This window comes from Opitutia bacterium ISCC 52 (genome assembly GCA_014529675.2).
Taxonomy (GTDB): domain Bacteria; phylum Verrucomicrobiota; class Verrucomicrobiia; order Opitutales; family UBA2995; genus UBA2995.
Genome location: CP076040.1, coordinates 490,701 through 511,405, shown reverse-complemented (window position 1 = coordinate 511,405; position 20,705 = coordinate 490,701). Strand labels below are relative to the sequence as shown.

17 protein-coding genes and 1 tRNA gene are annotated in these 20,705 nt (G+C 48.0%); 6 read left to right on the top strand and 12 right to left on the bottom strand.

All coding sequences use genetic code 11. The features are described 5' to 3' along the window. Positions 1-99: 99 nt before the first annotated feature. The 4 genes from GA003_02180 (at position 100) to GA003_02165 (ending at position 3,767) form a co-directional block, all read left to right on the top strand. Positions 100-966, top strand: coding sequence for an MMPL family transporter (locus tag GA003_02180; protein QXD28805.1), 867 nt, complete (start codon positions 100-102; stop codon positions 964-966). Between the two features lie 74 nt (positions 967-1,040). Then, the gene (locus GA003_02175; GenBank protein ID QXD28804.1) at positions 1,041-2,438 is read left to right on the top strand and encodes a TonB-dependent receptor; all 1,398 of its coding nucleotides are present in this window, start codon (positions 1,041-1,043) and stop codon (positions 2,436-2,438) included. A gap of 115 nt (positions 2,439-2,553) precedes the next feature. Further along, positions 2,554-2,644 (top strand) — tRNA-Ser (locus GA003_02170). Between the two features lie 58 nt (positions 2,645-2,702). Continuing rightward, positions 2,703-3,767, top strand: a complete 1,065-nt coding sequence (locus GA003_02165; protein ID QXD28803.1) for a glycosyltransferase family 4 protein — start codon at positions 2,703-2,705, stop codon at positions 3,765-3,767. Here GA003_02165 and GA003_02160 read toward each other — a convergent pair. The 7 genes from GA003_02160 to GA003_02130 form a co-directional block, all read right to left on the bottom strand. Then, on the bottom strand, positions 3,736-4,608 hold the full coding sequence (locus GA003_02160) for an EamA family transporter (protein ID QXD28802.1): 873 nt from the start codon (positions 4,606-4,608) through the stop codon (positions 3,736-3,738). The two genes, GA003_02165 and GA003_02160, sit on opposite strands and share 32 nt — an antisense overlap. Positions 4,609-4,622: 14 nt before the next feature. Further along, the gene (locus tag GA003_02155) at positions 4,623-6,179 is read right to left on the bottom strand and encodes a PQQ-binding-like beta-propeller repeat protein (GenBank protein QXD28801.1); all 1,557 of its coding nucleotides are present in this window, start codon (positions 6,177-6,179) and stop codon (positions 4,623-4,625) included. A gap of 11 nt (positions 6,180-6,190) precedes the next feature. Continuing rightward, positions 6,191-7,597, bottom strand: a complete 1,407-nt coding sequence (locus GA003_02150) for a HAMP domain-containing histidine kinase (protein QXD28800.1) — start codon at positions 7,595-7,597, stop codon at positions 6,191-6,193. 18 nt (positions 7,598-7,615) lie between these two features. Then, entirely contained in the window at positions 7,616-8,806 is a 1,191-nt protein-coding gene (locus GA003_02145; protein ID QXD28799.1) for a hypothetical protein, read from the bottom strand. Between the two features lie 200 nt (positions 8,807-9,006). Then, a complete protein-coding gene (locus tag GA003_02140; protein QXD28798.1) occupies positions 9,007-9,384 on the bottom strand; it encodes a hypothetical protein in 378 nt (125 codons plus the stop codon). Positions 9,385-9,760: 376 nt separating this feature from the next. Next, positions 9,761-10,015 carry a hypothetical protein gene (locus GA003_02135; GenBank protein ID QXD28797.1) on the bottom strand — a complete coding sequence of 85 codons (255 nt, stop codon included), beginning with the start codon at positions 10,013-10,015 and terminating at the stop codon, positions 9,761-9,763. A 93-nt stretch (positions 10,016-10,108) separates the two neighbouring features. Then, positions 10,109-11,509: a sigma-54 dependent transcriptional regulator gene (locus tag GA003_02130; protein QXD28796.1), complete on the bottom strand. Its 1,401-nt coding sequence runs from the start codon at positions 11,507-11,509 to the stop codon at positions 10,109-10,111. Between the two features lie 131 nt (positions 11,510-11,640). On the opposite strand from GA003_02130, the gene GA003_02125 reads away from it, so the two are divergent. Next, positions 11,641-13,005, top strand: a complete 1,365-nt coding sequence (locus tag GA003_02125; GenBank protein QXD28795.1) for a hypothetical protein — start codon at positions 11,641-11,643, stop codon at positions 13,003-13,005. 76 nt (positions 13,006-13,081) lie between these two features. Further along, a complete protein-coding gene (locus GA003_02120; protein QXD28794.1) occupies positions 13,082-13,879 on the top strand; it encodes an endonuclease/exonuclease/phosphatase family protein in 798 nt (265 codons plus the stop codon). A 402-nt stretch (positions 13,880-14,281) separates the two neighbouring features. On the opposite strand, the gene GA003_02115 is transcribed toward GA003_02120, so the two are convergent. Genes GA003_02115 through GA003_02095 form a run of 5 tightly spaced genes read right to left on the bottom strand, consistent with a single transcriptional unit; the run spans position 14,282 to position 20,485 of the window. Next, on the bottom strand, positions 14,282-15,835 hold the full coding sequence (locus GA003_02115) for a hypothetical protein (GenBank protein QXD28793.1): 1,554 nt from the start codon (positions 15,833-15,835) through the stop codon (positions 14,282-14,284). Positions 15,836-15,884: 49 nt separating this feature from the next. Then, a complete protein-coding gene (locus GA003_02110) occupies positions 15,885-17,153 on the bottom strand; it encodes an ABC transporter permease (GenBank protein QXD28792.1) in 1,269 nt (422 codons plus the stop codon). Continuing rightward, positions 17,146-18,405, bottom strand: a complete 1,260-nt coding sequence (locus GA003_02105; protein QXD28791.1) for an ABC transporter permease — start codon at positions 18,403-18,405, stop codon at positions 17,146-17,148. Before GA003_02105 ends, GA003_02110 begins: the two co-directional genes overlap by 8 nt. Next, positions 18,402-19,124: an ABC transporter ATP-binding protein gene (locus GA003_02100; GenBank protein ID QXD28790.1), complete on the bottom strand. Its 723-nt coding sequence runs from the start codon at positions 19,122-19,124 to the stop codon at positions 18,402-18,404. The genes GA003_02105 and GA003_02100 overlap by 4 nt, the downstream gene beginning before the upstream one ends. Before the next feature lie 26 nt (positions 19,125-19,150). Continuing rightward, positions 19,151-20,485 (bottom strand): efflux RND transporter periplasmic adaptor subunit, encoded by a 1,335-nt coding sequence (locus GA003_02095; GenBank protein ID QXD28789.1) that lies wholly within the window; start codon positions 20,483-20,485, stop codon positions 19,151-19,153. Positions 20,486-20,705 lie beyond the last annotated feature (220 nt).

Here is a 20,705-nt window from a genome sequence, read left to right as displayed (position 1 = left end):
CACCCAGAGGACCTGATTGGGCGAGATACCGAGCTGAAGAGATTCATCAAACTCCCAAAGTAGGCAAAACAAGCCGACGGAGTCATCGACTACGAGGTCATGGAGCTCATCGATCGTTTTGCTTGGCACATGGAAAATGTCCCCAATGTGCAATCGGTAGTAAACCTTGCTTCCATCGCCAAACGATCCAATGCCGGATTTAGCGAGAGCTATCCCAAATGGCAGATTTTACCTCAGCACCCCGCCGTAATCGCCCAAGCCATAAGCCCCTTTGAACCAACCAGCAGGTTGCTAAACGAAGATGGCAGCGTCGTGCCTATCATGATTTACCTGGGCGATCACAAAGCGGAAACCATCCAACGTTTGATAAACGCGGTTAAACGATTTCGCGAAAACAACCCGTCTAATAAAATCGAATTCAAATTAGCGACTGGAAACATAGGAGTCATGGCAGCTCAGAACGAAGTGGTTGAGGAGGCTCAATTTCCAATTTTGATCTACGTATTTGGTGCGGTGATACTGCTTTGTTTGATTACTTTCCGATCGTGGAGGGCAGCCCTTTGCATAGTCCTCCCACTCGCCCTCGTATCTATCTTGGCCTATACGCTGATGTATTTCTTGGGCATTGGTTTAAAATCCAGCACTTTGCCGGTTGTCGCATTGGGTATCGGAGTTGGGGTTGACTACGGCATCTACCTATTCGCCAGGCTGGATATCTATATCAAGCAAGGAGATTTCTTTGAAGACGCCTTGGCAAAGGCACTTCGCAGAACCGGAAGTGCAGTCGTATTCACCGGAGTCACCCTGGCACTGGGGGTATCTACCTGGATCTTTTCCTCGCTCCAGTTTCAAGCGGATATGGGCATTTTGCTAACTTTCATGTTTCTCCTAAACATGCTGGGGGCGATCTTCCTTTTAACAGCGATCGCACGCTGGATTTTCCCTCACCATTTCAAAGGGGTTTAAAAATAAGACTGAGCTTAGAAATTCAGTGAGTCAGACTTGCACGCGTGAAGGAAGCCTCTAGCTTGGCAGGCAGGATGAAGAAAACGAATCCCAATACACACCAAAAGGCTTTCGAGCTAAACATGGACCCGGCACTCTACGGGACCATTGCTGAAATCGGAGCTGGCCAAGAGGTAGCCCGCTGGTTCTTCCGCGTAGGAGGAGCATCAGGTACAGTAGCCAAAACCATGTCGGCCTACGATATGAAGTTCAGCGATTCGATCTACGGAGAAGCTGAACAATACGTAAGTCGCGAACGATTGCGTGAAATGCTCGGTGTGGAATACGATTTGATCGTCGAACGACTGGATGAGGAACGTGGAGAGTCATCCAAGTTTTTCTGCTATGCAGCCACGGTCGCTACCCGATCCTTCTCAAGACAAACAGACGGCCATGGCTGGATTGGGGTACGAATGCAACAGAATCCCCGCACACCATCCAGTGACATTCTCGTTCACGTCCGCTTATTCGATGAAGACAATCTTCAACAGCAAGAGGCTCTTGGAACACTGGGGATAAACTTGCTTTGGGCGTGTTCCAAGTTCGGCGACGATTATAGCAAGGTAATCGACAGTCTTATGAACGGCTTAACAAGAAATAGAACCGAGATCGACGTAGTTCTATTTGATGGGCCTGACTATAGCAACTTGGATAATCGTTTGATCAATCTATCGTTGGTCGAGAAACAGCTAACCAGTGCGGTGATCTTCTCGCCCCAAGGAACCGTCCAACACGCCTCAGAGCTTCTCTATAAACGTCCGGTTATTCTTGAGCGCGGTAAGTTTGCTCCAGTGACCAATGTGAATGAGGAAATGATCGAAACAGCGCGAGCAGCCTTTGCAAAGAATCTGGAGCTTGAGGAAAGCGAAATTCTGGAGATCATGGAGATAACAATGAACAATCTCCTTGGATCTGGAGGGATTGATCATGACGACTTTCTTGCGCGCCTGGATATTTTAACCGGATTGGGAAAAACAGTCATGATTTCGGAATATGGCGAGTTCTTCAGATTAGCCGGGTATCTGAACCGCTATACCCATGCTCCCGTCGGATTTGTCCTCGGCGTAGCATTGCTTCGGGAAATTGTTGATCAAAAGTACTACACTGACTTGCCCGGCGGCATTCTGGAATCTTTTGGTCGATTATTTAAATCAAACGTTCGCATGTTTGCCTTTCCAGCTCTCGATGAGGAAACAGGAGAACTGCTAACCGCCGACAACCTAAAAGTCGCGGATCACCTGAAGCATCTCTACCTCCATCTCAGGGAAAACGAGGTCATTTTGCCTCTTGAAACCGAAAACCCAAAACCCCTATCACTTACCTCGGCCTATCTGGCAGATACTATCCGATCCGGGGACGAGAGTTGGAAGACCCGCGTCACCCCGTTCGTCGCCCAGAAAATTGAAGCAAATGGTTACTGGGGCTGTAGATAGGATATTTTAGAGATATCAAGAGTGCAGGCAGTAAACCCATCAAAATCTATCACCAAAATTCGATTTTTCTTGTTGCCTGAAGGAGAATAGTTCCAATTCTACATCACCTTTTGACGGAGAGATGGCTGAGTGGTCGAAAGCAACGGTTTGCTAAATCGTCGTACCCCACAAGGGTACCGCGGGTTCGAATCCCGCTCTCTCCGCCATTCTTTGCTTTAAGAGCTCGGGGTGGCAAATAAAGGTCCGCAATTCACGGATTTTTTTATGCGCGTATTATTTCTACAGGACCATCTGAGAATGGGAGGCACCGAGAAGCAGACCCTTGCTCTCGCAGCTTACGGGCAAAAAAATGGCCACGAGGCAGGGGTGATCGTATTTCGTCCAGGGGGAACCTTAGCTGTGGATTCCTCAAAGTTCGCCTTCTACAAGGTTCTTCAACCTTTCAACACGCGCGTAGATGAATGGGCACCGGGAATTATCAGAAAGATCAAGTCCTTTAAGCCGGATGTGATCGTGTTTATGGGCAAGGTTGCTCACCTCTACTATCCCTCCATTCGCAAATACATTCCCTCTATCACACTAGTTACTACCTACCGCTCAGGAAAACCTCCAGTCGCCTATTATCGAAGGGCACTTCAAGAGTCAGATGGCGTCATTACAAATAGTCACGCTGAACACAAACGACTGATACGCCCTTGGGGAATCCCCGAGGAGAAAATTCGCACCATTCACAATGGGTGTTTGCTTTCACCCAAGCATGCAGAGAGCAAGAATGTGGCGGGAGATCAGCTTCGTCTTCTTTGTACGGCCATGTTTCGTCCGCAAAAGAACCAGTTAGAGCTGCTCGAAATCCTGGCCAGTCTGCCAGAGAGTGTGCGCTGGCATTGCACCTTTGCAGGCACTGGAAAAATGTTGAAACCCTGCCATACAAAAGCCCGCGAACTTGGACTCTGGGATAAGGTCACCTTTACATGGAGTAAACACCCGGAAGAGCTGTATCAATCGCATGACGTTGTCGTTCATACATCAGACAAGGAATCGTTGCCAAACTCTTTGGTCGAAGCACAGATCTTTGGTCTTCCTATTGTCGCCTATTTGGTGAACGGCGTGGAAGAATGTTTCGAAGAAGGCGTATCCGGATTTGGAATACCATTTGGCGAACAGGCCGCGTTCCGCGATGCCATTCACTTATTGAGTATGGATTCTGAAAAGCGCTCAACAATGAGCGATGCTGCCAAGGCCTTTGCCAAGAAGCGTTTTGATTTCCACGCAAGATCCAAAGACTTTTTCAAAGCGCTCAAGAAGATTCACGCTTCACGCAAGCACTGATCCGCTCGTTCAAATAAACGGCACCTACAATAATGGCGCCACCCATGAGAAGACGAACGAGCGCTTCCCCTGAAACGGATTCGAAGAACATGAGGCTCACCACAACCGCCAAAGGTATCTTCAGGTTATTCATCACTGCCAGCGTTCCTGCATTCGTCTTGGTGGCTCCATAGTTCCACAAGAAGAAGCCTATGCCAGAAGCAAGCACTCCCAAGAACAAGATGACCTGAAATTGCTTCATCGAAATACTTACGGCTTCCAGGTCAGTACCCAGAAGCACCAGTATGACGGTTGCAATAAACCCACCCAAGTAAAGCACACCAAAATGATCCCGACTCTTCAGGTCATCATTTTGCAGCATGATCCGACGATAGAATACCTGCCCAATGGCGAAACAAAGGTTAGAAAGTTGCAGAAGACAAATTCCAATCAGCGTGTCTGAAAGATCGATCGTTTTGTAGTAAATGACCACCGCACCGAGTACGGCCAATGCAGCACAAAGAAAGTGATGCGCCTGGAATCGTTTCTCCAAGAAGTCGTCTATCAGGGTGACCAGAAGCGGAGTAGTCACAGTAAAGAGGGCAATCTTATGCGCCTCCATAAACTGATAGGTGTAAATGTAGGTACCATACATCAGTCCGAACTGAACGGCGCCGATCAAAAACAATTTCAGGAATAGATTAAATGAAACCGTTCCCAGCCGCAGAAAGGGAAGAAAGAGCATTAGAGCCACCCCAATCCGCATAGCACTCACCAAGAATGGATCCATGCCGGCCAGGTAGGTTTTGATCAGGCCAAAGGAAAAGGCCCAGATAATTGATACGACAACCAGGTACCACATAGCAGCAGTGAGTGCTAATGCTGCTTAGCTGTCAGCCTGAAAAATTTGGGCGGCGATTCAGCCGCATTGAGGTGAAGCCGTACTAAGGTCTTTTCAACGGCTGGCTCCTGGGTCATCGATTCATACCAAGGATAATCGTCGGGAGCCTTTAGATTCATGGAAGTCCAAGTGACCAGATCATCGGAATAATCAAACCCTAATCCTCGAGCACTGACGACCCACTCGGCCTTTAGCTGAAGGCCCTCACTTGTGAAAGTTGAGTAGGGAAACTTGACCTCACTCAATCCAGCAACTTTAGGGTCCGTGCAAAAAGCCCATTCGAGCACGTTTTCGAGCTTGTCGTCGTCACCATCGGCATAGGGATCAGGATCGGACAGATTCTGTTCCTTGACCCATGCGCGGTAGGGATCAATCAGTCCGGTCGATTCATTGCTCCCTCTCCATTTAGGCCAGCGTGAAAAACTAAGTGGGCTGTCACCATGAACCGCGTAGACCATTCCATCGGTCGAACCGAAATAGACAGTACCATCATAGCCAATGGCTGGCGATGAGTCGACGAATCCCCCAGTTGGGAAGGACCAAAGCTTCTGGCCGGTACTGCTCACAGCATAAAGGCTCTTATCTCCAGACCCCACATAAACAGTACCGTTCTCAGCAATAGCCGGACTCGAGTATATAACATCGTTTGGCTCAGTAAACGGCCATCCCGCTTTGACTGCACCTGTCTGTCCATCAAAGGCAAATACTCGATCATCGCCAGTGCCTATATAAACCGTTCCGTCTGGCCCCAGAACCGGCGACGACTCAATCCCTTCGAGCCCGGTATTAAAAAACCATTTAGGAATGTCGTTCCCCGGAGTGATAGCGATGATATAGCCGTCTTCATCTCCAACGTAGACGGTTCCATCTTCCGCAATGGCCGGCGAACTGGGAATTCCTGCTCCCAAATCGACTGTCCAGATAACCGATTTGTCCGGAGCAACCTGCGATAGATTTCCAAAGAGGTCAGCAACCCAAACATTGCCTTGTCCGTCAAAGCTAGCGGAGCTATCTACCCAATCACTGAACTCTAAAGGAGATGCTTCGCCGTTCGTCTCATTCACCCAGGCAGCGGTACCATCTGGATTCACTGCGTAGAACATATTCTCGCCATTTCCAAAGTAGATCATGCCATCTTTGCCTATCGCAGGAGAAGCTTCGATTACACCAAAGGTTTCAAACTTCCAAAGCTCTTCCCCTGTCTCACAATCGAATGCATAAAGAAATCCATCCCAGCAACCGATATAAAGCACCCCATCCGTTCCAATAGCTGGAGAGGAGTCTGCCCAATCGCCCAACGGCGATTCCCATTTCAAGCTACCATCGGAATTCAGAGCGATGGCCCGATTGGTGTTCACCTCATCATTCATCGGATCGTTAACACCTATAAATAGGGTTCCGTCGATAGACAGGGCTGGCGATGAATAAATCTCTCCACCGGTCGTATAAGACCATTTTAATTCGCCCGAATTTTGGGCAACCAGACTGTTCACAGACAGCAAGGCCAACAGAAATGATATTAAGTTCCGCAAAGTTATTTAAGTTAGGTAATGATTGAGATACTGAGTTCAAAAACAGTCCCGTCGGGCCCTGTTTTTGCAAGTTCTAAGTCGCCGCCTAAGTGACGACTGAGTTCCTGACACAATGACAAACCAACACCGCTTCCACCGACTTTACCACTGGCAACGGGTTGAAAAAGATTCTCGCGAACCGCTTCAGGCATTCCAGGCCCTTGATCCGCAACTTGAAAGGTCAATCGACCCTTCTGCTCCGAAATTATCTTCAGGGTCACCTCCTGCTCATTTCCAGAAGCATCAACGGCATTCCGGATGAGGTTTACCAGAATAAGTACAATCAGGTTGGCCCGATCGTTAGAAATCATCACCTCAACACCCTCTGCCCCTCGAACAGAAAATCTTACCGATTTTCTATCCGCGTAACTCATAACTCGATCTTTGGTCAGTGCAGAGAGCTCTTCCAAAGTCACTTCGTAGGAGAAGTCGCCACCCCGATCCTGTAAGACTTCGATGACCTCATTGATTAAATTCTGCATACGCTCGGTTGTATCAGCAGCATCTTGCCAAACAAGTTCCTCACCATCTGCATCCTCACCATTCGATTGGGCGGTCACAAACTGACGTATTCCTTGTAGCGGACTTTTCAAACCATGGATTAAGTGCGAAGTAATCGCGCCAATGGCCGCCGTCCTCGCCTCCATACTCAGCTTATGATTGGCAGATACCAGATGACGTGTTCGGTCTTCCAACAATTCATTGACTTTCCGCAATCTGCGAAAAGCCCAAATCAAAATCCCAGATCCAATAATCCCTCCGAATAAAAAGGCTCCACCGGCATAAAGAAAAATACTTCGATCCACCTCAGCAAGTTCCGCTTCAACATCTGCTCCATCCAAATAATACTGAGCATATCCTGACACCTTTTCGTCTTCGAATGAAAAGAGCGGTATTATAATTTCCAATACGGGGTATTGTTCTTTCTCAGTATGTTCGTCTTCAACAAACAAAAAGATATCGGACAATTCAAATTCCGGATGAAAACGACTGATAGGTATTCGTTGATTCAGGAGCTCTTCCTCATAAGGTTCAGTCTTTCCTCGCTTGATAGACAGTGGCACCCCACCGACGGACTTATTACCTTCGGTAAATACTCGTACTCCGACCACGCCTCTTATGTCCGAAGTGTTCAATGCGACTTCGAATAATTCCTCTTCCGCACCAGGAGGGATGATACCCTCGTTGATGGTCCGGACATCATCCACTTCCGCCGAAGCCACGGCCATAAAAACTGGCCCGTCGCGGTAAATGGTTTGCTCCCGAAGCTGAGCCCGCATCTGTATAGCAAGCACAGCGGTCACTAAAAAAAACAATAGCAACAATCCCCCAATAACCCATATTACGAGCGATCGCTGGCTATGTTGATTATTACTCATCCTAAAACGTTTCGAACCCTACTTTTCTCCAAAATCAAATTGAAATCCCAATGATCCAGATAAGACATCGTACTCATCAGTGACTATATTGGAATTTGATTCTTCAAACTCGGCGAGCAGATAAATGGACCAACGCCCCCAAAGTTCTTTCCGTAAAAACAGCTCTCCCCAATAATCTTTCTTCTTCCTTGGCAGTGAATTGAAGCGCTCCACCGTTTGAACGAGAAACTCTGAATCATCTACACCGATTGAGGCTCTGGCCTCAAACCCCTTCCACTCTCCCTCAAGGGACAGGTCGATCGACCACTGGTCGTAGTCGTAATATCCTGCACCATTGTCGCGATTCCTTAAAAATCTAACTTCCAGGGCAGATTCCAGTAACTTCTGTTTTCCCCAGCCCTTCGACAACTCAATCATGGCAGAGTTACGATTTACTTTTAAACGTTCACCTTCCGTAGATCTTCCAAAGATATCGCGCTGGGAGCGGTCATCGTAGTCTCGTTTCTCGGCCCGTAACTTTGTAGAAAGTTCGGTGGAAAACCAAAAAGGTCGCTCCCATTCGAGTTCGACTCGCCCCAGCCAATCGTTGCCGAGTACCTCCGCGTATTCTTCTCGAAGAACCATAAATCCGAATGTGAGTTCGTCTACCTGAGTTAACAGGTATTCTAAATCCGATCCCGATCCATAACCATGAAATTGTATACGCTCTCGTGTCTCTTGGCGCTCGGTCAGTGACAGGTCTAAGATTTGGTCAAAATAGACATACTGAGCCTTCAATGCCCCACTCAAACGATCTGAAAGGTAACGCTTCCATTGAGTGGAAGATAAAAACATTTGTTCCTTATCCGCGTCTTCTACTCCCGAGTATCTCAGATCGGTAAGAGATAAATAGGAAAAAAACTCACCGGAATCATCCGGCAGCTTAGTAAGAAACATCTCAGATTCCGAACGGACATAGTCCCCAGTCTGAGGGTTTACCGTGGCGAGCAGAACATTGTCAGACCGTCCCCAACCAACACGTCCAAGGGCGGAAAAATTCCATCCGGTAAATTCCTCCTCAAGCCAAACATCCAGAGCAGCAGGATCGTCGAGCAGAGCGTCGAGTTCTGCATCGGAAATTTCCTGCGCCTTCAAAACACTGAATGTGAGGGCTAGGATAAAGGATAGCAGACAAACTACTCTCCTACCCATATGAATCGTGGCATTCATAGAATCAATCTGAAGGAAACCTTTACCTCAAACCCATTCCAAGAGGCAATCGAGGTTTCTTTTTAAACTATGGCAACAGTATATTTTTTTGAAGCGAATCCAGGCTCCGAAATAAATCAGGCGACTCCCGAAGAGAGCCGCCTGATTCGATCGAATTTACAGTTAGGAGTTCAGGGAAGTCAGTACCCTAACCTTTAACTTCATTCCCCATCAGTTGCCCGTACTTCACGAAGCGCGCGCATCTCACGTCTAACTGTTTTACGAAATTCTCTTTGCTCACCTGAATGCTCGCGAAGTAATCCACGGATTTGTTCACGAATGCTTGCAACCGTTGCCTCATCCGCGCCTTCCAAGCTCGCACGAAGTGGCGCAATGGCTGCGCGCAAAGCTTCTCTTGCTTCTCGATAGTCAGTCAGTGCATCCGCAATCGGGCTGTCTTCACCACGTAAGGCTTTAGGAATACGAAATTGTCCGTCCCGTAGACGTTCACCGTTGCGCACTGGACGGTCTCCTTCAGCGAAAGCTGATCCTGAGAAAATTACCCCGCTAAGGATCATTAATGTAATTAATTTTTTCATGTTTATATTGGTAATGGTTATTCGTGGCGTTTCGCTTCTTTATGCAAGGCGTATGCCAATCAGAGCTTCATTAATATTTCCCCTTGTACAAAAACGACTTACAGATCTATAAGCACAATCACAGAAAAGCATAATTCTGGCAATCGGGCATTATTTCCCACCATTTCTAGAAATGTGTCGTCCTTGAATGGGAAATAGTCCCCACCAGAGGTATGAATATACCTCCAGGTCAGCCACCGGAGCCAGAACTGGTCGCGGACTTCGCTTCACGCATCTCTGTAGTGAGTGCACGTACACGCTTACGAAAGGCGTTTTGCTCAGCCCGGTGCAGTTTCAAATGCTCACGAATCTGAGCGCGTATGTCATCTTTCTGTGCCTATTCCGCATTTTTGAGGGCCTTACGCATTTCTTGAAGCCGAGTCTTGAAGGCTTCACTTGCAGTCCGAAAATCGGTCGACCATTGCTGGAAGTCAGTATTATCGCGGACAAGCTTAGGAACTGGTGGACGTCCTGAAACTCTACCGGGTCCACCTCCAGGACCTCCGCTCGGTCTCTCTGGACTATCCTGGGCAACAACGGCTCCTGAAAATAGTAGAACGCTGACAAGAAGGAGAGAAATTAGCTTTTTCATAGCCGCTTAGGATTCGGCTCTACTCCTATTCAGATAAGATGCACTGTCAAACTAGCATTCCAGATACACAAGTTCCGGCCCAGCTTTCAGGACCTAAGACTCTTTCTTCTGTGATAGCCGATACCGAATGTAATCTCGGTTGACTCCCAATAGTCGAGCAGCAGCGGAAACATTCTGATTCGTTTGATCCAGGGCATGCTGAATCATCTTTAAAACTGCCTCTTCGATCTGGAAGCCCTCCTCTGGAAATTGAAATGTGGGATTGAACCATTGCTCAGGTGATAAGCTGCCTGACCCGGGATCTCCGTCCGCATGGGCCAGCATATTCAGGTCAAGTTCTTCACCATCCTCGAAGATTAAAGATCGCTCCAGCTCATGAGCCAATTCACGAACATTGCCGGGCCACTCGTAATTTACCAAGCGCTGCAAGCCGAGTTGCGATAAGTTTCGTGCACCGCTTTTGTATCGTAGCGCCAACTTGTCGAGGAGTGATTGAGCGAGACTTGGTAGATCTCCTACTCGGAGTTTCAAAGGAGGTAACTCTATGCGGAGTAAATCCAGTCGGTGATAAAGGTCCTCACGAAATAATCCTTGAGCCACTCGATCTTTCAAGTCTTCCCCACCTGCAACAATCAAGCGGATATTGATCTTGATCGTCTTGCGACCGCCCAAGCGCCGAATCTCCTGATCCTCAATGGCCTTCAAGACTTTCGCCTGCAAGGGCAGCGAGAGGCTCGGCATCTCATCGAGGAATAACGTGCCTCCATCAGCTGCTTCGAATAAACCGATCCGGGAGGTCTTGGCATCCGTAAAAGCACCCCGCTCGTGTCCAAATAACTCCGACTCGGCCAAGGTTTCCGGCAAAGCGGAACAATTGACTTCCACTAGCTCGTTCGAACTGCGGGGGCCATTTTCATGTAACCAGCGAGCAAAGGAGGTCTTTCCTGTCCCCGTCTGCCCAATCAAAAGGACAGGCGGCAACGAGTCGCCAAGCCGCTGATCGGTTTCAAGGATTTTGTCCAAGGATTGCCGAATGCCCAACATAGCCTCGCCAAAAAATAATCCCGAGTCCTGGGAGCGAGTCTCCTTACGAAAGGTTTCCAATCTTGCCTGCTTCTGTTGTTGGCGACTTCGCAGTATGACCAAGGGTAGTTCATCGAGCTCAAACGGCTTAGTCAAAAAGTCGGCCGCTCCCAGGCGCATGGCCTCTACAGCTGTTTCGACACCCCCTTCAGCGGTCATGATCAGCACACGCGTGGTTGCTGGATAAGATTTCCCTCTAAGCGGGTCCAATCCATTGCCATCAGGCAAATGAACATCGGACAACACGACATCGAATGAATAGTCTGCCAGCAAATTCCTGGCCTCCTCTAGCGAAGCCCCAGACATCACATCCCCACCTCGAGATTCCAAATAGGCTGAAACACGACGGCAAAGTAGCTTGTCATCTTCAATGACAAGAATTGAAATATCACTGAGTGGGGAGTCATCCATCTGTCGCACTATGAGTAAAGCTATTGTATCAATCCAAGCAAAATTGTGTAACTCCCTATCTGGGGTCCTCGTTAATATGAACGTAAGACCTCTATTTAAAGTTTCAGCCGAACAACTAAACAGCCATCACCATGCCAGCTAAGAAACGTTCATTCTCCCTCCTGTTCTTCCTGTGGCCTGCAAGTTTACTGGTAGCGTTTTTTATCGGTCGCCTTTCACTTTCCAACGATCCTTCCGCCACCTACCAAGCTTCCTTGTTAGAATCTAGTGACAAAGCAGAACCCAAGTCGCTAAGAGATATACGCTACGATACACCTCCACCAGAAGAATCAGCAATTGCGATTGAAGGCGTCCCTGATCCGCTCCTCCAAATTCGGAGTGCCATCACAGAATCGGATCCTCTTAAACGAATGTCCCTTCTCACAGACGCGTTTTCCAAGTTGACTAAGGACAATATATTGGAGGGAGTCGCTCTTTTGGATTCCATGCCGGACAGCCAGCTCAAGCGACAAATGGAAGCCCTACTCTACAATACCTGGGGAAAATTGGATGGCCCGGCGGCTATGGAGTATGTCAACAGCTTGGAAGACACTGACTCCGGTGGAGACCGCGGCCGTGGAGGCCGAGGCAGAGGCGGACGAGACGGAGGAAGTACAATATTACGTAACAGCACTGCTGTTATGTCAGGCTGGGCAGAGGTTGATCCACAAAACGCCGTTGCTTACGCTTCTGAAAATGGAGAAGCCTCTGCACGCGGTGGACGCAACCCACTCATGTTGTCTGCCATGCAAGGCTGGGCCAACACCAATATAGAAGGGGCCATCAACTATGCCATGACCGAAATAGATTCCTCATCTGATCAAGGAGGTCGCGGTCGTGGTGGAGGTATAGAGAATTTCTTAATTGCTCGCTACGTGAACGAAGATCCTCAGGCAGCAGGCCAATGGGCACTGTCCCAACCTGATCCTGAAACAAGAAACGATGCTATTGGCACGATTGCTCGATCAATGGCGGGGGACAGTCCAGAAAATGCAGCACTTTGGTCACAGGCCATTTCAGATCCTGAGGCCCAAGCGGAGGCTCTACGAGGAACCGCATCTGGCTGGGCGCGTGAAGATCCTCAAGCTGCCATGGAGTGGGCCATGAATATCGAAGACCCATCTGTTTCATCTCAAGCCACACGAACAGCGCTTGGCACCTGGGCCCGTGAAGACCCTTACAGTGCTTCCGACTACGTAATCGAAATGGAAGCAGGGGTAACCAAGGATCAAGCAGCCTCTACATTGACTCAAAGCCTCATCCGAGAAGATCCAGAAATGGCAATGCTTTGGGCAGAATCAATAGGTGATCCAGCGCTACAAGCGCAAACGCTTAGCCCCATTACTGAGAGCTGGATGAAAAAGAATCCAGAACAGGCTACAGAATGGATTAATTCCTCCAACCTGCCCGACGAAACGAAGCAAGAGCTGTTAACTCCAAAAAAGAGGAAAGAGTAAAATCCCAAGGAAAAATGATGACTGGGCAGTTTGCTATTTAACCCGACTTAAGCACTATTAAGATCAGGTTGAAGTCATGAAAACCAGTACCTTCAAGCTTTTAACTCTCAATATTGCTCACGCCCGAGGCCCTATCCTTCATCAAGGTCTGGTAAAGCAGAAAACCATTCTCAAATGGTTGGATAAAATCGCTACTTTGCTGATTGATTTAGATCCAGATATTGTAGCACTGCAGGAGATCGACGAAGACTCGCGGTGGAACGGACACTTGGATCTTTTAGAGTACTTAAGAGAAAAAACCGGAATAGCTTTCTCCGCCTATGGCATGCATAACCGTCACGATGGGAAATTTCGCCTGAATTATGGCAATGCGTTTTTATCAAAACACACGATCATACAAGATGAAGTTGTAGCCTTCGATAAAAAGAAAATTGGCAGCAAAGGTTTTCTATACTGCAGATGCGACACACCTATTGGACTACTTGACTTTATTAATGTGCACCTCGACTTTAAATCAAAGAAGAGCCGCCTTATTCAGTGCCACGAGATTAAGAAATTCGTTCTAAACAAAGAAATAGAATACGATATCTACAGCCCCATGACGCCATTTGTCATGGGCGACTTTAATGCTCAAATGAAAAGTCAGCTTGATGCGGCCCGATTTCTCCTCGAGGAAGTCTCTACCCATTCTCACTACCGATCCTACCCTGTTAAGGCCGCTACCTACCCCAGCTATCTACCCCGGAAGGCGATTGACTACATTTTCGTTCCGGAGGCGTATCATGTTTCACATAGTGAAGTTATTCGAAGAAAAGTGTCGGACCACAATGCGGTCTTGGTCGAAATACCCATTGCTCCGAAACCCAAAAATTAAGTGATTCTACTATAAACCCCTCAGCGATTCCCGGCAGAGTCATAGCATCACTACTCGAGGTAATTTAAGGGAAACTTTTTTGAATTGGTTTTGCCCATCGGTCCCAGGACCCTATCCTTTTGGGCAATTCTTTCTCTTATGTCACCTATCCGTCTAAAAATATCCCCGCAGAAGCGTGTACTCCCGATTCTGCTGTCCTTGTATATTCTTGGCACTCAATGCTACGCAGCCTCAATGAATTCTGGCCTGGTACCAGGCTCTGAAAACACCGAAACAATACGATCCTACGGAACCTACCTTTTCATCGCTATGCTTGGAACCGTAGCATGCCTGATGATCTTTCGTGGTCGAGAAATTCGCTCTCAGCACCCAAAGTCGTTTCACTAGTTCCAGCCAGGAAAATCAAAAGGAACACAATCCGGACCATTCTTGGAATCGGTAGAGCAGTGCTTTCCCTTTAGCTCGCCAACCTGTTTCCTCCCAGGCCGAATAGTCTAGCGTGTAATGCAACCCATCGGAGTTGTTCCAGCTCCGGTCGAAGTAACTCTTAAATCGCTGCATAGAGCCGTCCGAACCTTCGATCAACACATTCGCTTCCATATTCAAATCATCCAGATTCCGGCGGGTCCAATTGGCTGATCCGAGACACAGTTGATTCTTCCCATTTAGCGGATTGTGAATCGCCAAGATTTTAGAGTGAAATTGTTCACCATGCGTATCCGCCCAAAGAATGCTGATATTGTGCTCAACCGCCATCTTACGAAATTCGGCAGCGACCATCCGATTCGGGATTCCATTCTTTTCGCGCCCGAATGCGTCTCGATTCGCATCCAAAACCATACGCACCTGTGCCCCGTTTCGGGCAGCCTGTTTGATAGCATTTACGACGCCTCGATCTGATAGATAGAAAAGAGCGATCATTACCTCATCGCCCGCCTGGGTTTCGTTCAATAATCGGATTAAGTTATCTCTTATCGCGCCTTCAGTAATCCATTTAACCTGAGCCCCACCCGCTCTGTTTGAAGTAGGAAGCTGCTGAGCGATCTGCTGAATCTGATCCACCTCTTTTGGCAATAAGATTTCAGGAAATGCTGACTCATGAGACCACTGAATCAGCTTCAATTCAGAAGCCAATGCTTCCAGGCCTACTGCACCTCTCACCCGTACTGCCACGTTCGAATGAGCAGAACTTCCATCAGCCGGATTGAAACTACAAACGAGCAAATCAAGGCCTTCGTTTGTGGAGCATGTAATGGCTACTTTACGATGATTGGCTTTAAGAAACAATAAGTTCCCCGTTTGCTTCAAAGAGATTTTTGGACCATCGAGAACAAATGGATTGGAAATCAAGGGCTTGTTAACAAAGGCGTTTTCTTTGTCGCTGTTGGGAACGAGCTTAGAATAAAACCGTGCATTGGTACCATAAATCCAGTTTGAGTCAGGCATCCCCCATAAATACATATAGACGACCTCTACCCCCACATTCTCCATCTCTTGAAAAAATGTTGGCGCCATATCCCCATAGATTCGATTGATAGGATCAGTAAGCACGAGAATTGGCAGATCAGGAAAGGCCTGCTTTTTTTTAACCAGGGCCAGTGCCAGCTCAGTCGATAGTCGTCGGTGATCCTCGGATATTTTTCCCTGAAAGTGATTCCAGAGAAAAAAGTCCAACACTATGAAACGGTCGGCCCGATCAATCATATCCAAGAGCTCATCAAAGATCTCCTGCTTGATGACGCGTTGCTTTTTGTTCGGATCCCAAGCAGTTGAGTCTATAAGTAGTTCTATATCCGATTCCAGAACGGAATACCAATCACTCTCGCTATGTGCACCAGGCGGTATGTCCGGTTGCTCAATCATCATAAATGGCAGAGCCAGAGGACTTAGAGCTAACAAAATAAAAAACAGATCGAAGATACGGAGGGATCGACGTGGTTTTTCTTCAGAAGCCATACAGGGACAAATTGTTTAGAACTAGCGCTTCCGGTCGATGGAAAAATGCCTATTCAAACCGCAAGGCATCAATGGGGTGCAACTTGGCCGCTTTGTATGCAGGATACATCCCAAATAAGATCCCTATCGCCGAACAGGTCGCAATCGCCACTCCGGTCCAAAACCACGGAAAGATCATGGAGACATTCATCTGAGCAGCGATGATGTTTCCGGCCACAACGCCTATTATTATACCGATAACTCCACCGAGCTCCGACAGGAATATAGCCTCTAACAGAAACTGTTTCAGGATATCTTTTCTTCGCGCACCGATAGATTTCCGTATTCCAATTTCCCGTGTTCGTTCAGTTACACTGACAAGCATGATATTCATCACCCCAACCCCAGCCGTAACAAGAGCGATGGCACTGATGAGCAAGCCACCGGTTCCAATCACAACCGCAACGCCGTCAAAGATGTCCTTGATTGCGTCGTTGGTAGTAATTTCAAAATTATTCGGATCTTCAGGCTCTAGTCCGCGGATCACTCGCAGGAGTCCTATGGCTTGATCCTGGTAGTCTGGCATCACCGTCAGCGACGGGGTTTTGACGGCCAAGTCTAATGAAGTCGAATCGTGCGCTCGGAGTGACAGAAAGCGTGTAATCGGAACAAGAACGATCCTATCCGGATTGTTTCCGAAACTCTCGCCTTTCTGCTCCAGGACACCTACCACGGTATACTTGGTTCCCCATTGGGTAATCTGCTTACCCAGTGGATCTTCATCAGGGAATAGCGTCTCTCGTATCTCAGAGCCAATGACCGTTACGGTCCGATTGAACTCAACATCCTCGCTCGTCAGATTTCTTCCGAGCTCTACGTCCATCGGGAAACATTCCAGATAATTCTCATTGGTCCCAATCACCCGGGTATTTCGTTCCGTCTTTCGCTCTTTATAACGGGCAATTTCACCACCATCCGCCAAATACATGCAGACAATCGCATCCGACTCAGACTCCATCATCAATTTAAAGCGCCTGGCCTGACGATAGTCTATTCGTGGCCGATCCCGATAGTTCCACCACCCATCGTTTATTCTTACGGCCGGCATTCGGCTTACTTGAAAAACACCACCCGCAAAGACCTCAAGGCCCTCATCGATGGAGGATCGCATAGCAGAAAGTGCCGTCATCACACCCACAACAGAGAACACCCCAATAGCTATTCCAAGAATCGTAAGCGACGACCGTAGCTTATTCGACGTCAGGGAGACAAGCCCCATGCTAACAATTTCCAAGGGACGAATCCGGCGACTCCTATCAAATCGTTTGCGCTCACTCATGGCGTAAGGCGGTTGCCGGGTCGAGCCGGGATGCTAAAAACGCAGGTATAATACCAGAAAGAATGCCGACCATAATAGAGGCCACCATAGCCGCAACGATCAGGCTAAAAGAAAACACGAAGGGAAAGTTGGGGAAGGCCCAGTTCAATAGCGCCTGGAGAGCATAGGCGACTCCGAGGCCTACGATACCACCAACAACACAGACAGAAATCGCTTCGATCAAAAACTGTAACAGAATAGAGGATTGCCGAGCCCCTAAAGCTCTACGCGTACCGATCTCACGGGTACGCTCCTTTACGCTCACGAAAGTGATATTCATAATTCCAATAGCCCCTACAAAAAGAGACAAGCCGGTAATACTAAACCCCGCGATAGCTAATCCTATTTTAACTGGAGCGAGTCCCTCTTCAATCGAATCGGTACTATTAACTGAGAAGTTGTCTTCCTCCTCAGCGACCTGGCCATGAATTCGACGCATCGCGCCGATGAGCTCGTAGCGAGCTTCTTCCTTATCCGCACCTTCCGCCATCTTAACTCGTATTTCTGTATGAAGCTTCCACTGATAGTGCTTTCTTAACCACCTCAATGGCACGACCGCATAATTATCAAAACTCATCAGACCAAAAAAAGATCCCATACGGGAAAAAACACCAATGACCTCGACTTCCCTGCCTTTGAGGCGAACCGTTTTCCCAACCGCTGATTCGCCTTCGAATAGAGCTTCAGCTACATCGTACCCAAGCACCACAACTGACCTGCCACTCACAGCCTCTACTTCCGAAATAAAGCGGCCTTCTTCAATAGAAGCTGTGTTTATAAATTCAAAGTTTTCATCAGTGCCCAGTGTGTTGACTCGAGATACCGATTTTTCAGTCGTTTTGACATCGGCCTGTGGCCACCAATTGACAGCGGGGGCCCCACGAAAAAGGTTTGAGTCCGGTGTCTGAGCGATAATTTGATTCAGCTTTTCCGATTCATTATCCCGAATGTAAGGGCGATTCTTCAGGTATCTCCAGGCATCCTCCGATTGCTCCCAAGTCTGCCTCGACACATAGAACACGTCTGAGCCGACGACATCGAGCGTTTCATTAACCCCCTTGTCGATCCCATTCATCGCCGTGCCCATTAGAGTAACAGCAAGCACTCCAATAATAACGCCCAGCATGGTCAACATGGCTCGAGTCTTGTGGGCATTCAATTGCTCAAGGGCGATACGAATGCTCTCAAAAAACTCTGACAAAATACGCTTCATGTATTCCGCTGATTGACCTGATCTACTTCAATTTTCCCATCCTTCAATCGAATCAAACGATGGGCATGCGCCGCTATATCTTTCTCGTGAGTTACAAGAATAATGGTGTTCCCTTGCGAATGCAGCTCATCGAACAGTTGCATAATCTCCGCCCCAGTTTTCGAATCCAGGTTTCCTGTCGGTTCATCTGCAAGAATGATCGATGGCTCGTTTACCAATGCACGCGCAACAGCTACCCGTTGCCTCTGGCCTCCTGAAAGCTCATTGGGTTTGTGATGAACACGATCACCTAAACCGACTCGTTCACAAGCCAGGTTCGCTTTTTCAATTCGTTCCCATCGTGGCATACCAGCGTAGACCAACGGTAATTCCACATTCCTTAAAGTGGAGGCGCGCGCTAGTAAATTGAAGCTTTGAAAGACGAACCCGATCTTCTGATTACGGATGAAGGCCAACTCATTGTCATCCATGTCGGCTACATCCTCACCCTCAAAATAATACTGACCAGAGGTCGGAGTATCCAGACAACCCAGCATGTTCATCAGTGTAGATTTCCCACTACCCGACGGACCCATAATCGCCATATAATCGTTCCTGTAAATCTTAAGATCCACTCCATCCAGCGCCCTCACAATGTTGGCTTTACCAAGATCGTAAAACTTTTCGACTCGGCCAATATCAATGGTCGGCTCTCCGACTCCTTTGTAAGTCTGAATCATATTCTTAGGCTCAAGTGGCTGATGAATCAGCTTTTCTTATCGTCCTTCTTTTCATCGCCCGGCTTTTTTATCGTAACCGTCATGTCATGTTTCAGTTGACGGGTAATTGCACGATAGGATCCAGATACCACTTCTTCACCTACTTCGATCCCCTCTTCGATGACGATGTAGGAGTTGTCGGCGATACCGGTCTTGACCTTTCGCATGATGGACTTGCCGTCCTTCACTACAAATAGGATTCGCTCAAGATCTTCCTTTGCGTCCTTTTCCTCCTGCTCTTTGTTTTCAGGGCCATCATTATTGGCTACCTCTTCTTTGGATTCATCCGTCTCGGCAGCATCCGGATCGAGCGCCTTCTTGATATCCTCTTTTTTCCGAACGGTCACCGACTGCATAGGAACTGCAATGGCATCCTCTACGGTGTCAGTCTCAATATCTGCTGTCGCAGTCATACCCGGTCGCAACTGAGGACTCGGATCCCTTAATTTGATCCGTACTTCAAAGGTAGTCAGTTGGTCGTTGTTCTGCCTCACGTTGGCGGCTGAGCTGGATATCTCCGTCACATATCCATCAAATTTTTTATCGGCGATCGCATCAACTTCAACAGTGGCCTCATCACCAATTTTGACGTGTACGATATCGGTTTCACTCACCTCAATGCGAACTTCCATGTTAGTCAGGTCTGCCACCCGCATGATTTCGGTTCCGGCAAATTGCCCGGTTCCAACCACCCGCTCACCCAACTCAGAATCCAACTTACTGATCGTTCCATCCATGGGTGCAAAGGTCACTGTTAACGACAGAAATTCGAGCGCTTCCTCCAAAAGTGATTCTGCTCGTTCGATCTCCAACAAGGAAGCCTGCTCCTGAGTCTTTCGGATCTCTACCAGTGTCTTGGCATCATCCGACTCTTTTTCACTGGCAAATCCCTTGGTAAACAATTCTTCAACGCGCCCTAAGTCCTGTTCTGCCTGTAATCGCTGAGCCTTGGCTTCCAAAGATCGTGCCTTCGCGGTATTGATGGAGACCCGTCGCTGGCTAACCTGCGATTCGTAACGGTCTGGGTCCACCTTGACCAGAAGGTCTCCCTTTTTAACCAACTGGCCTTCGACGACCGGAAGCTCGATAATCTCGCCGGCCACCTCGGAGGAAATCTTTACCTCCACTTCAGGGAAGATACGCCCCGTCGCAGACACGATGCTCGTCACTGTCCGTTTTTCGGCTTTTTCGACAGTCACTTGGACTATCTCCTCCTTTTTACGGGTCGAAACTCCTGCCATGGCGACAATCAACAGCAGGATCAGGACCGAGAATACGATCAGTTTTTTCCGAGATTTCTTTCTACGTTTTGGAGGAGCCATGAGTTTTATTTTTAGGCAGCGAATAAGTGAGAGAATGGGAGCATGAGGAAGGAAACCACCAATCAAAAAGAGTATTCTGACTGGGCTGACAAGCTCTGAGCAGCAGTGTTTCCCATGCAAAGTGTTTAAAGTTATGCCATTATCAACATCTAGACCCCGAAAAGATTCAAGAAGTCGCAAAAATATTTCAGATGGAGTTGCACAATTCGAGAAGGATAGC